We start from the raw sequence: 12828 nt of genomic DNA on the forward strand, positions 1-12828 counted from the left end.
ACCATGATCGAATCAAACAAAAACTAAAGGGATTAAGCCCGGTGCAATACCGAACTCAATCCCTCGTGCTAACCTAACTAAACTGTCTAACTTTTGGGGGTCAGTTCATCGGGTGGCTTTTTATATTAGTACATTCCTGAGTTCAGAGCATCACTCTAAAGGCCTAGGTTTTTTAGTTTCCGATACCGGAATCACTTTGCCACCCAAGACAGTTGCATAGACGCCTGCATCTTTAATTTTGATTGCTGGAATAGTTTGCGGGTCAGCATCCAGGACTGCGAAATCAGCAAACTTACCCGCCTCAATACTACCCACTTTATCCTCCACGCCTAATGTGTAAGCAGCATTAATGGTGATCATCTTCATCGCATCAGAAGCCGTTACTGCCTCAGCTGGAGCCCATACCTTGCCGTCGTTGTAAACGTCTTTACGAGTTACTGCAGACCATGCCTCTTTCAATGGTACTGGAGCAGATACGGGTGCGTCTGAGTGAATGGAGGTAACTATACCGTTCCGCACTAAGGTGCCTAGTCGCGTTGCATATGATGCGCGATCAACACCTAAGGCTGGGTATTCTAATTTGGCTCGCTCAGAGATGTATGAGATATTCGCACTGACTACAGCGCCCAGTGCCTTGATCTTCATAACCATCGCGGTCGATGGAATACCAAAGTGATTAATTGTGTAACGATGATCAAATCGTGGCTTAGCATCGATCATTAACTGCAAAGCGTTAATAGAGTTTTGATTGCCGATATCACCATTACTATGTATGTGAATATGGTATCCCGCATCCCACCATGGCTTCATTGCAGCAGCAAAGTCTTGTGCAGACTTGTAATTTGATGAACCTACGCTGCCATCGGTATAGCCGGGGTGTTCCATGCGCATCGTTTCAGGCAAATAACCGCCATCGCTATAGAACTTTACCCCTTGGAAAATCAAACGGTCATTGTCTTGCTGTTTTAGTGCTTGAGCTTGTGCAATAGCTTGATCGCCATACTTCTGAATAAACGGCTCAGAATAAACAACAGGAACAATACGCAAAGAGCCAGAAGCAGATTGACTAAATGCCTTAGCAACCTTTAATTCCATATCAATATTCAAAGTTCCAAAAGCTAAATCACCCGAAGTAGTGATTCCGCCCTGCTGCATTAGATCGCTCATATACAAATAGTCGGTAGGAATTTCACTTGGGCTCAAAACGTCTTTACCAGCAACTCCCAAAATATAGGTTATTGCAGGAATTTCTAAAAACTGACCATTCAATTGACCATCCTTATCGAGGCCGACACCTTTTACATTCTTTACTTTCTCTGGTGTTATGCCATAGGACTTGATAAAAGCACTATTGACGTACATATCGTGACCAGAAGCATCCCATACAATAATTGGCCTGGTGCTAGAGGCTTGATCCAAAAGCTGGCGATCAGGCATCTTTCCCATAGCCACTACATCAAAGCCCCACGCTAATAAAGTCTTATTAGGGTCCTTGATGTCATCAGAGTATTTTTTGAGCTGTGCCATGGCTGCTTGTAAATTAGCAACCCCAGGAAATGCAGGGCCCCAGGGATTAGGCATTGGTGAAGGCGTCAGAAGCGGCTTGTTAAATAAAATACCGCCTAGCAAAGGGTGCGCATGCGGCTCAATAAATCCCGGATACATCACCTTATTAGCAAAATCTTTATTAATGATCGTTGGATATTTATCCGTCCAAGGTTTCATATCCTCCAAGGAGCCAACTGACAAAATACGCCCATCAGCAACAGCTACAGCAGTTGCATTTGGAATCGCCGGATCCATGGTGACAATCTTCTTAGCCACAAATACCGTGATATTAGTGACCTTTGGTGTTGATGGCGGATCAAGCAACTGTACTGCTGATGCTAGGCCAGAGAATAGACCTACTACACCCGCATAAATAATTTTAGACTTTAGATTCACTGGAGACCTCTATAAAGCTTCATATACAAAATATTACTCATTGCTAAATGATCAATCTTTGATTCATTAAAAAAGAAGCTCGACTAGCGAGCTTCTTTTCAATACTAAATGCATTAACTTGAATCGATTAATTCACAGGCACGATCATTTTAGGCTGAGCCAATTTGACGTATTTGATTTCTTTTGCATTCATATCCATTTTTTTCAGATCGAATGCATAAACATTATTGTTTTCAAACATCTTAACGTTGTAGACCATGGTTTTGTTATTTGCCACAATAGTCCATTCAGTTGTCTCGTAGCCACCCGTACCGCCACCGTATGGATTGCTAGCCGGCAAGGTCACTGATCCAGGAGGAATATCAAAGCTTCCTAGAATATGCCAAGCAGCGCCGTCCATCTGAGCGTTGGTAAAGTTTGTTGGTACCGAGTTAGATAAAAATAGAGCGCGAATGAAACGACTTGGGCTCAGGAAATCGCCTGGAAGGCCATGCAAGCCATTGCCAGAGCTTGGTGCTGCGTAAGTTGCTCCATTAATCACCAAAGGTGGCTTTTCTACCTTAGAGAGATTGACATAATTTCCAATGCTATTGAGGTGATCTTGAAACGGAGGATCATTTGTCAAAACAGTGGTTGGGTTATCGATAATTGATAGTCCATTTTTGGAGTACTCAACTACGATACTTTTGCCGTTGGCATCGTGCAATGTGTAGTGAACTGGTGGGGTCTGATTTCCGTAAACAGCTAGCTTAGCGCCATTCACTTTAATCTTTGGTAAACCAGCCTTAACCTCGTCAACATTAGCAAAATTAGTTAATACATATGTAAGTACCTGTACCGAATTAATGCTGCTCGCTGAATCAGCTTGAGCAACCGCTTGGTAAGCTGCGCTATTGGGATAGTTCAGAACACCTCCAACGAGGCCTTTCTCATTCATGCCATCTACAAGCTCAGGCAAGCCAAGCGCATTCATGCCAGCTACCGCATATTTTGCAGTCCAATTCAGACCTGAGCCATATTTACCATCAACACCAATTCCCTGGTGGGTATAAGCTCTTGGAATAGTAGTCAACTGCGAATTCAAAGGTAAGCCAAACTCCATTGTGCGTCCATATACATATCCGCCATCACTACCCTTGAGCAAGAAACTGGTACAGGCTTCGCTTACCAATGGCGCGAATGCCAAGGATAAAGAAACTGATGCAGCTAATACTTTTTTGATCATCTTTTGCTTCATGATTGAATTCCCATCTCTTATAAGTTAGTACTTTTACTGCGAATTACTTCAGGATAACTAAAGTTGCTGTAGCACGAGCACCCCAACCAGATGGGCCACCAGGAGTATTGCTGAGGTAATAGATTGGACCTGCACCAAAGGAGAACGGCACGCCATCAATGACCATCAATTTAGAAGCGCCTACATACAACGGGTTAGAAGTGCGGTGTGCATCATAGTTATACGATGCCTCCATATTTGCGGAAAATGACCAGGCCTCTTTGGTAGTGTAAGTAACAAAAGGTTGTCCATACAAATTATTTTGCGTGCCATAAGTAGGATTACCACCCACATTCCATGACTGATAAGCAAGAGCACCATATGTCCATGGACCATCACGATTCAGCACTACAGCAGTCACACCGGCACCGGTTTGCTGTGAGCCAAAGTGGCCACTATTACCTGATGGCGATTGCGCATATGGACCAATACCCCAAATCCAGGAGGAGTTCGTATTAGGCGCGTAGAACGACTCTAAAGTAACGCTGGCAATACCGTAGCCGGAATAAGGCTTTCCGGATGGCCCTTCAATACTAGTTTCACGAACGCCAGCTACGATTGGACGAACAATAAATACATCTCCACCACCCAAGTTGAATGGGGCTACCGGCTGGAACAAGAGAGTTTGTTCAGAGCCGCCTTGGTTTTTACCTAGACCACGACTGAATTCATACTGAAATGGCACTGAGATCATATTGGCAATTGGGTTTGCCAATTTTTTAGCAATCTCTACGCTATCTACTGCTGGCTTAGGAGTTGCTAATACTCCAGAATTTTCAACCGCAACAGTTCCAACACGAGCAGGAATTTCTTGTGCAGAGGCAGAGAAAGAAATCGAAGTAGCAACGGCAATAGCTGCAATTTTTGAAATAAGGTTCATAAAATATCTTTAAAGGATTGAGGATTCAAAATTAGGACTTTTAACTTAAAACTTAAAGGTAACGGCTAACTGAGGACCCTTGAAAGTAGCTTTTTCAGTTCCATTACCATTTTTCAAATCGTAGTAAACGTAACGATAAGCAAGTGATGCATCAATCCATTTTTCAAAGGTCTTACCTACCCCAAGAATTCCCTGCCAAGTCATGTTGTTACTTCCTCCACCGCTTCCTATATCACCATAGAATGGAACATACCAAGTAGAATCAGCAATACGGTAGCGGCCTTTAAAACCAACAACAGGATCCGTGATAGAGGCTGCTGAGTAATCAACAATACTTTGTGAAAGGCCACCAGCAGACGCCTTCAATGAAATCGTAGTTGTTCCGGAGATATAGCGCACACCAATTAAGCCATCAACATAAGCATTTTGATTATTAAATACTGTGTAAGAAACCCCACCAGTAATTTGATTATGTTGAAGGGTAGCCTTATCAGCAATTTGTGTAGGAGTGGGGCCATATCTGGTAGCAAGCGTAACGTTAGCTCCACCCGTTTTTTGTATGGTTGCAGAAACGATATCGCCAAAAATACCCCAGCTTCCATAGTGAGCCTCAGCAGCAATCATGCCTCCGGATTTTAAATTGCTAACTAAATTTGTTTGTGTCAGTTGAGCAGTATCAATATATTGATCTTTAAAGAAAGTGCTAGCAGTTACTGCTGGCACCCATACATATGGGGTCACCTCAAAGCGCCACTCATTGGAGACTTGAGGAATTGGCGATAGATTCTCATCCGCATAGGCCACATTTGCACAAGTCAATGAGGCGAAAGCTAAAAGCAAAGAAGAAAGGATTTTCTGTTTCATAAGAGTGTCATTAATGTTGGGTGAATTAAAAGTTAGATTGGGGAGTTGAATTCTTGGAAGTGTCTAAATACTTATTTAAGATACCTACCATCGTAATCGTTGAGGACGATGCCCAGGCAAAAGAAAATAAACCTGAGAATGCTATAAAGGATGGAACCAAATGCCAGCCACCAGGCAAGGTATAGGTGAAATTTCCAAGAGTGGTGTAGCTACTGGCGCTTAAACGCAATGCAGTCAACCAATTTGGGCAAATTCCAACAATTAGTAGCGCCCCAGCCCAAATACACATTGAAGTTAATTGCGTGAGCGCCAGCATTTGAATACAAAGCACAAAGAAAAATGTTGCCTTCAGCCTAGAGGGATGGGGGCTTGATCCAATATTCGCTTTAAAAAAGAGCATCGTGCCAACAAACCCAATACCATCAAAGATGAGTACCAAGCTCATAATGACAAGTCCAAATACAGTTTGAGGGACTGCATCTTGGTAGACAAGCTCAAGCGCTTCAGTAGGTAACATGGCGGGGGTTGATTAGGATCAAATAAGAACGAATTATGCCCTTAAGAAGGGCCGAAATAAGCAAAATAACAGTCTATACAACAATTATTACTATTTCCTACAACAACTTGTGGGAATGGCACAACAGTAACGCTGACGGAAAATTCTCAGAAGTTGAATGAGATCTTGGCATAGGTCGACCAATCATATTGGCTAAAGGTTTGCACTAGCTGCTTACTAGCCCCTACCGCAACAACCCAATTCTTATCAAGACGATGGGTCACCATGGCATCAATAGGCACAAACCACCCTCCTCCGGCAGAGTTGTAGACCATGCCGTTTTCATCCCAAAAACGGAGCATTGTGTTTGGAGATAGTTGAAAACCTACTGTTGGAAATATCTGAAGATTTCTAGCTAACGCTGGCTGACTAGGGTTCACGTTCTGCTTATTATTTTTAGAATCAAAGCCATACATATAGCGCAACAAAGGTGAAAAATCAGTCACATGCAATAAAGAGTCTATATTCGGCTGAAAGGACCATCCCAACTGAGGGCCAACCGCCCACTGGCCATTATTGCCAAACGGAAAAATGACGCGGCCACCTATGAGTGCTCCCAATGACTTTAAAACAGTAAGATCTTGACCCCATACAGTAATCATCGTGTTGCCGGCGCTGTACTGCCCTGAGTTATTGGCTGACGAAATAGAGTTGTAATTTGATGTGTAAGCAGTATCCAGGCGAAAACGACCACGCCAGTCGCCTATTGCTAACGGATTGTAATAACGCAAGCGCAGAGTATTTTGATAGTTATCACTCCCGTCATAATTGTGATAAGCCCAAAACTCCAGCACTTTGCTATCTGTCAACTGTTGAGAGTCATTGTCAAACTTTGAAATGGGCACCAATAGATCTTCAGCATGGGCTGCTGAAATAAAAAAGCTAATAAAAAATAATAATAAATATTTCATATTAAATAACTATCTATTTACTAATGATTTTTGAGCCATAACTCGTCATCACTTTTTTAACTTCAGGAGAGTCAAAAATAATCTTCTTGGCTGCAGCCCTCAATCGATCAACCGCTTCAGGCGGCAAAACAAATGAGGTCGGTAGGTTGTTAAGGTATTCGAATTCTGCCTTATCTTCCAGCATATTGAAAGCCACATTCAATGCGTACAAATCTATATTCGGGGTATTTATAATTTTTGCCAACTCTGGATTTTGATTGGACTTAAATAACCGAGAGTCGCGTAGGGTGCGCATACTATTCCAGCGAGCTTGCGTATCCTTTAAGGTCTCCACCTCTTCGTAAGAGTAATGATCAATTGGCACCCCCGCCGCCTTAATCAGCAACTCAATAGCACCAGGCCCATCAATCGATTCGTTCCAAGTAGTTTTTGGCGAAGATAAAGCATTGACTACGACAACGATGATACGTTTCACGTTATCAAACTGGGTTGCCTTTCCCGAGAGGTGCATTGCCTCTAACCCCTCCAAAAAATTCAACATTTGACGCATTGCTAGATTATCCGCAACCCCTCCATCTACTACATGGATATAAGGATTATCTTTTTGGTCGTGATACAACTTGAGATCATTCATCTCTTTAATGAGACGAGCGGCAGGCCTAGGTGCATTAGCCGAATTCTCAAAACGCGCTAGATAATCGGGTTCGATGAACTTGCATCGTCCAGCGTAATTGTTATAAGTCACAGACGATAAAACAAATGGAACTGCCGAGGAGGAGGCGGCTGCCCGAGATAATGGGACACCAAGCAAGTCGGAGCAAAGGTAGTCAAAGAAGGATTGATCGAAAGTAAAGCCCCCACCAGATGAGATATCTGTACCAGATGCCAATATATATGGCCCATTATTCTTCTTGAGATCTGCATAGGTAGCACCATGAAAGAGAATTTCATCATAGAGCTCAGCAGCCAATTCTGATCGGCCCCAACCTGTTGAACTTAAACGAGTCCAATTAAAAGGGTTGGCCGCACGAGCGATGATCTCCCCTTGAACATCTCGTTTTAAAAAATCAGTGTCATAAAAATCAAAGAGCTTTTCTCCATACAAACCATAGGAAAGTGCGGTAAAGCTACCACCAGATACCCCGGTAATTAAATTGACTTGATCAAGAGCGCGAACCTTTTTACCGCTAGATTCCTGCAACTCCATTTCGCGTAATGCTTCTAGTACGCCATAAGAAAAGGCAGCAGCTCTAGTCCCGCCGCCAGAAAAGGCCAAAACAACCAAATTCTCCGGCAGCTTATTATTTTTATTCTGACCACGGGTATGGCTCAAACCTCGATACCCCGTTTCTAAATCGATCTTATCCATAGGAGGATTGATTGGTCTACTAGCGCAGCCCAACATCGTCAATAACAAGAATGCCATTGATAGCAATAGGCATTTGCTTCTCACATTGGCTCTCGATATGTCAGAAGGACTCATGATAATTTTCTATTGGTTGAACAGAGCTTATTCACGAAAAGAAACCACCCGTAGGTGGTTTCAGATTTGCGATATTAGCAATAAATTACTGCGTTACAACGTGCCACACATTATTGACGTTATCACCGGTCTTATCGCCAGGATTTTTATCCTTTGCGAAGAAGTACAGTGGCTTGCCTTTGTATGTCAACTGCTTTTGGCCATCGTTACGAGTGATAGTAGAAAAATCTCCAGAGAGCATAATGCCTGGCTCTACATAGACTGGGGGCCAATTAGTGGCACAGGTAGATACGCATTCAGATTTACCTGAACCAGCCTGATCTTTATCAAAGGTATAAACGGTCTTGCCATAACTGCTTGTCAAAATACCGTTAGTCACTTTTACAAAATCCGCTGAGGATGTTTTGATATCAGGCGTGCTGCAAGCTGCCAATGTCATGGCAACAATAGCTGCTGCACAAAGTTTTAATAAATGTTTCATTCTTTATCCTTTAAATGGGCTATGAATTAATTACCTGGGCCAACCAAAGTAACTTCAATACGACGGTTTTGTGCGCGACCATCAGGAGTATCGTTAGAAGCTACAGGACTGGATTCACCCATGCCTTGAGCAGAAATCAGATTTTGACTTACGCCCTTACTAATAAGGTAATCAACAACATTGTCAGCTCTCTTAGAAGATAAATCGAGATTGGTTGTGATTCCCTGACTACGTAATCCAGCGCCAATGACGACATTATCTGTATAGCCACGTACGACTACTTTTGTATTTTTAAAACCAGATAGCGTTGGTGCCATTTTTGCTAAAACTTGTTGAGCTTTAGTATCCAGGCGGTAACCACCCTCAGGGAACAAAATTTTGTCGCGAATAGTGATACGCAACTCGCCTTGTAATTGGCGAATTTCTACTTCATCGCCTTGATAGGCTTGTTGAAGCTGGGTATAAGCCTGATCCAATTGGTTGTATTTATGTTCGGTTACGCAAGCGCTCAGAAGGGCAACTGCAGCAATCGATAGCGCTATAAATCCTTGTTTCATCAATTTCATATTAATTCTCCGTAGAGGGTAAAAGTAAAGTCATACAAATAATCAGGAGTAACTATAGTCCATAGATATGTCTAAATCTTTCAAAATCCTACAAAAAACTCAAGAATTATCTTAATTAGGGCAATTAAGGTCTTTTTCGCTCCCGATAGCACTCCCCCGTTAATCTCTTTATCTATTAATTCGATCATAAATATCAAATTTATTCATTAGACAAATAAACAACTGAGGTTCAAAATCTGTTTAGTTGCAGTAGTTACTAAAGAACTTCATTAACCAACTCTAGGAGCACAGTATGTCCATTATTAATACCGCAGTTCAACCATTCAAAACCGAAGCTTTCCACAACGGCAAGTTCGTAACTGTTACTGATGAAACCCTCAAAGGCCATTGGTCAGTTTTAATTTTCATGCCAGCAGCATTTACTTTTAACTGCCCTACAGAAATTGAAGATGCAGCTGAGAACTATGCTGAATTCCAAAAAATGGGAGCCGAGGTTTATATCGTAACAACCGATACCCATTTCTCACACAAAGTTTGGCACGAGACTTCTCCTGCTGTTGGTAAAGCACAGTTCCCACTCGTTGGCGACCCAACACATACTTTGACAAATGCATTCGGCGTTCATATTCCTGAAGCAGGCTTAGCATTGCGCGGTACATTCATCATCAACCCAGAAGGCATCATCAAGACAGCAGAGATTCATTCAAATGAAATCGCTCGCGATATTTCTGAAACATTGCGTAAGTTGAAGGCCGCTCAGTACACAGCTGCACACCCAGGCGAAGTATGCCCAGCTAAGTGGAAAGAAGGCGCAGCAACCTTGACTCCATCTTTGGATCTCGTAGGCAAGATCTAAGTTGCTCAGTTAAATAGTTAATCCGTAGACTCTCTTTAAGAGAGTCTATTGGAGAGGACAAGATCCTGCCCAATAGACTCACCTAAAAAATACCCAAGGAAATCATCATGCTCGATACCAATATCAAATCCCAGCTAAAGGTATATTTTGAAAAGATTGTTAGCCCAATCGTTTTAGTGGCTAGCGTAGACGGAAGCGATAGCTCCCAGCAAATGCTCGAGCTCTTAAATGAAGTGGCTGAGCAGTCCGATAAGATTACCGTCAAAACAGACGGCAAAGCTGAACACAAGCCAAGCTTTACTGTCAGCAAGGCAGATCAAGAAGCACGCATTACATTTGCCGGTTTGCCGATGGGCCATGAAATGACTTCCTTTATCTTGGCTATCCTGCAAGCTAGTGGCTACCCAGCAAAAGTTGAGCAAGAGGTGATTGATCGCATTACTAAGTTGGATGCAAAGCTCAGCTTTCAGACATTTATCTCTTTGTCATGCCACAACTGCCCTGACGTTGTACAGGCATTGAACTTAATGGCAGCCCTCAATCCCAACGTCACCCATGAAATGATTGATGGCGCCCTTTACCAGGGCTTGGTAGATCAATACCAAATCATGGCCGTCCCAACCGTTATTTTGAACGGCGAAGCATTTGGCCAGGGTCGTATGAGTGTTGAAGAGATTGTTGCCAAACTGGACACATCGAGCCCGAAGGAAGAGGCTGCAAAACTCTCCGCTAAAGATCCATTTGACGTATTAGTGATTGGTGGTGGCCCTGCTGGTGCAGCTGCTGCAATCTATGCTGCACGCAAAGGTATTCGCACTGGCATTGTTGCTGAGAAATTTGGCGGCCAAGTGATGGACACCATGGGTATTGAAAACTTCATTTCGGTAAAAGAAACTGAAGGTCCTAAATTGGTCCAAGCGCTTGAGCAGCATGTGAAAAGCTATGAAGTAGATATCATGAACTTGCAGCGTGCCAATGCATTACGCAAAACTGATAATGGTATTGAAGTCGAACTAGCCAATGGCGCAGTCCTTGCAAGCAAGTCTGTGATTATCAGTACCGGTGCTCGCTGGAGAGAGATGAATGTTCCTGGCGAACAAGAATACCGTGGCAAGGGCGTTGCCTATTGCCCTCACTGTGACGGCCCTTTATTCAAAGGCAAGCGTGTTGCTGTTATTGGTGGCGGTAATTCCGGGGTTGAGGCTGCTATTGATTTAGCGGGCATCGTTAGCCACGTTACCTTAATTGAATTTGATAGCAAGTTGCGTGCTGATGCAATATTACAAAAGAAAATGGCTAGCATGCCAAACGTGACCGTCATTATGAGTGCGCTCACCAAAGAAGTTTTGGGTGCAGATGGTAAGGTCAGTGGCTTGCGCTATCAAGACCGCACTAACGATACCGAGCACACAATTAATCTTGAAGGCATCTTTGTGCAAATTGGATTGCTACCAAATACCGATTGGCTCAAAGGCAGCATTGATTTGTCAAAACATGGCGAAGTCATTATTGATGCCAAAGGTGAGACCTCCCTACCAGGCGTCTTTGCAGCAGGTGACTGCACTACGGTTCCATACAAGCAAATTATTATTGCTATGGGCGAAGGTGCCAAAGCTTCTCTTGGGGCATTTGATTACTTGATTCGTTCATCTGTAGCTGAACCCCAAGAAGCTGTTGCTGCCTAAGCGATAAGTAATCAGCAATCAGTAGTAAAGCAAAAGGGAGCCGAAAGGCTCCCTTTTTTATACTAAAAATTCTAGTTACTCTGATTGAGCAGACCTAGGCGCTTGCCATGGCCAGCGGCCATCAATCTCTAATGTCAGAGACCAGCTTAAGAAGCAACGAATTAATACAATGGCGCCCAATACAGCCACGCTAGTCAAGGTTGGGCTGATGGCTACCGTACGAATGACATCACCTGCAACTAAGACTTCGAGACCCAGAATGAGAGAGCGCACAATTTGTATGCGAAAGGTTTTGTAGGCAATATCGGTGGTCTGCGTCACTAAGCCCTTAACAAAACAGAAGAGACCCCATAAAACACCAATAGATACCACCGCCACCCCTAGCGCATCCATCACATCACTGACATCTCGAATAATTTCAATTTGATTCATACTGTTATCTTCATAGATTGAACGAGCTCATATTAACCCGTATAACGAGATATGCCGCTATAAATTACACTGACTTATCTATCGCTTTATTAAATCCAAGGAAATCAGAATGAGCTTAATTGACAAACTGCAGTGGCGCTATGCAACCAAGAAAATGGACCCCACAAAAGCTGTGCCCCAAGAGAAAGTGGAGCAAATACTAGAAGCCATTCGTTTAACTGCCAGCTCCAGTGGCTTGCAGCCCTATGAAGTGCTAGTGATCACCAATAATGCTATTCGAGAGAAAATTAAAGCAATCGCATGGGACCAATCGCAAGTGGTCGACTCTTCTCACTTGCTTGTTTTTGCAGCCTGGGATACCTATACAGCCGATCGCATCAATCATGCTTTTGATATGACTGAGAAGCTACGTAATTTCAAAAGTGAATCCGGTGATATCTATCGTCAAAAGTTGCTAAGTGGTTACACCGCAAAAGATGCTGAAACCAATTTCACGCACGCCGCAAAGCAAGCTTATATTGGGCTTGGTACAGCACTTATTGCTGCTGCTTATGAGCAAGTAGACTCCACACCCATGGAAGGATTTGATGCTGCGGCTCTAGATGAAATCCTCAATCTCAAAGAAAAAGGTTTACGCAGCGTTGTGATGATGCCGCTTGGATACAGAAAGGCTGATGAGGACTGGTTAGTCAACTTAAAAAAGGTAAGGAAACCTAAGGAAGAATTTATTACCTGGATTGAGTAAGAGATTGCAGTCTAGATAAAGCAAAAGCCACCCGATGAACTGACCCCCAAAAGTTAGACAGTTTAGTTAGGTTAGCACGAGGGATTGAGTTCGGTATTGCACCGGGCTTAATCCCTTTAGTTTTTGTTTGATTCGATCATGGTTGTAGT

The 12828-nt window shown here is 43.1% G+C and carries 15 protein-coding genes; 4 read left to right on the forward strand and 11 right to left on the reverse strand.

Features of this window, described 5'->3' with window-relative positions; translation table 11 throughout:
• A partial coding sequence (locus tag ICN48_RS13540; protein ID WP_216154222.1) for an IS3 family transposase occupies nucleotides 1–77 on the forward strand: 77 nt, incomplete at its 5' end.
• 73 nt (nucleotides 78–150) lie between these two features.
• On the opposite strand, the gene ICN48_RS13545 is transcribed toward ICN48_RS13540, so the two are convergent.
• The 9 genes from ICN48_RS13545 to ICN48_RS13585 all read right to left on the reverse strand — a co-directional run bounded on the left by ICN48_RS13545 (nucleotide 151) and on the right by ICN48_RS13585 (nucleotide 8961).
• The gene (locus tag ICN48_RS13545) at nucleotides 151–1944 is read right to left on the reverse strand and encodes an amidohydrolase family protein (protein WP_216154211.1); all 1794 of its coding nucleotides are present in this window, start codon (nucleotides 1942–1944) and stop codon (nucleotides 151–153) included.
• 127 nt (nucleotides 1945–2071) lie between these two features.
• Nucleotides 2072–3181: a linear amide C-N hydrolase gene (locus tag ICN48_RS13550; RefSeq protein WP_216154212.1), complete on the reverse strand. Its 1110-nt coding sequence runs from the start codon at nucleotides 3179–3181 to the stop codon at nucleotides 2072–2074.
• A gap of 43 nt (nucleotides 3182–3224) precedes the next feature.
• On the reverse strand, nucleotides 3225–4100 hold the full coding sequence (locus ICN48_RS13555; RefSeq protein ID WP_216154213.1) for a hypothetical protein: 876 nt from the start codon (nucleotides 4098–4100) through the stop codon (nucleotides 3225–3227).
• Between the two features lie 45 nt (nucleotides 4101–4145).
• Nucleotides 4146–4964 (reverse strand): hypothetical protein, encoded by an 819-nt coding sequence (locus ICN48_RS13560; protein ID WP_216154214.1) that lies wholly within the window; start codon nucleotides 4962–4964, stop codon nucleotides 4146–4148.
• Nucleotides 4965–4989: 25 nt separating this feature from the next.
• Entirely contained in the window at nucleotides 4990–5481 is a 492-nt protein-coding gene (locus ICN48_RS13565) for a hypothetical protein (protein ID WP_216154215.1), read from the reverse strand.
• 146 nt (nucleotides 5482–5627) lie between these two features.
• Nucleotides 5628–6431 carry a hypothetical protein gene (locus tag ICN48_RS13570; protein WP_255539585.1) on the reverse strand — a complete coding sequence of 268 codons (804 nt, stop codon included), beginning with the start codon at nucleotides 6429–6431 and terminating at the stop codon, nucleotides 5628–5630.
• Between the two features lie 13 nt (nucleotides 6432–6444).
• Nucleotides 6445–7914: a patatin-like phospholipase family protein gene (locus tag ICN48_RS13575; RefSeq protein ID WP_216154216.1), complete on the reverse strand. Its 1470-nt coding sequence runs from the start codon at nucleotides 7912–7914 to the stop codon at nucleotides 6445–6447.
• 85 nt (nucleotides 7915–7999) lie between these two features.
• Nucleotides 8000–8395 carry a hypothetical protein gene (locus ICN48_RS13580; protein WP_216154217.1) on the reverse strand — a complete coding sequence of 132 codons (396 nt, stop codon included), beginning with the start codon at nucleotides 8393–8395 and terminating at the stop codon, nucleotides 8000–8002.
• 26 nt (nucleotides 8396–8421) lie between these two features.
• Nucleotides 8422–8961 carry an OmpA family protein gene (locus tag ICN48_RS13585; RefSeq protein ID WP_304609757.1) on the reverse strand — a complete coding sequence of 180 codons (540 nt, stop codon included), beginning with the start codon at nucleotides 8959–8961 and terminating at the stop codon, nucleotides 8422–8424.
• A 292-nt stretch (nucleotides 8962–9253) separates the two neighbouring features.
• Here ICN48_RS13585 and ahpC point away from each other — a divergent pair, with 292 nt between their 5' ends.
• A complete protein-coding gene (gene ahpC, locus ICN48_RS13590; RefSeq protein ID WP_216154218.1) occupies nucleotides 9254–9817 on the forward strand; it encodes an alkyl hydroperoxide reductase subunit C in 564 nt (187 codons plus the stop codon).
• 107 nt (nucleotides 9818–9924) lie between these two features.
• A complete protein-coding gene (gene ahpF, locus ICN48_RS13595) occupies nucleotides 9925–11502 on the forward strand; it encodes an alkyl hydroperoxide reductase subunit F (protein WP_216154219.1) in 1578 nt (525 codons plus the stop codon).
• Between the two features lie 75 nt (nucleotides 11503–11577).
• Here the strand turns inward: ahpF and ICN48_RS13600 are convergent, their stop codons facing one another.
• Nucleotides 11578–11934: a DUF1622 domain-containing protein gene (locus ICN48_RS13600; protein WP_216154220.1), complete on the reverse strand. Its 357-nt coding sequence runs from the start codon at nucleotides 11932–11934 to the stop codon at nucleotides 11578–11580.
• 109 nt (nucleotides 11935–12043) lie between these two features.
• On the opposite strand from ICN48_RS13600, the gene ICN48_RS13605 reads away from it, so the two are divergent.
• Nucleotides 12044–12679: an NAD(P)H-dependent oxidoreductase gene (locus tag ICN48_RS13605; protein WP_216154221.1), complete on the forward strand. Its 636-nt coding sequence runs from the start codon at nucleotides 12044–12046 to the stop codon at nucleotides 12677–12679.
• Between the two features lie 66 nt (nucleotides 12680–12745).
• On the opposite strand, the gene ICN48_RS13610 is transcribed toward ICN48_RS13605, so the two are convergent.
• Nucleotides 12746–12828 (reverse strand): IS3 family transposase (locus ICN48_RS13610; RefSeq protein ID WP_216152370.1); only part of this gene is annotated, 83 nt, incomplete at its 5' end.

It is taken from the genome of Polynucleobacter sp. JS-Safj-400b-B2, assembly GCF_018881975.1.
Classification (GTDB): Bacteria; Pseudomonadota; Gammaproteobacteria; order Burkholderiales; family Burkholderiaceae; genus Polynucleobacter.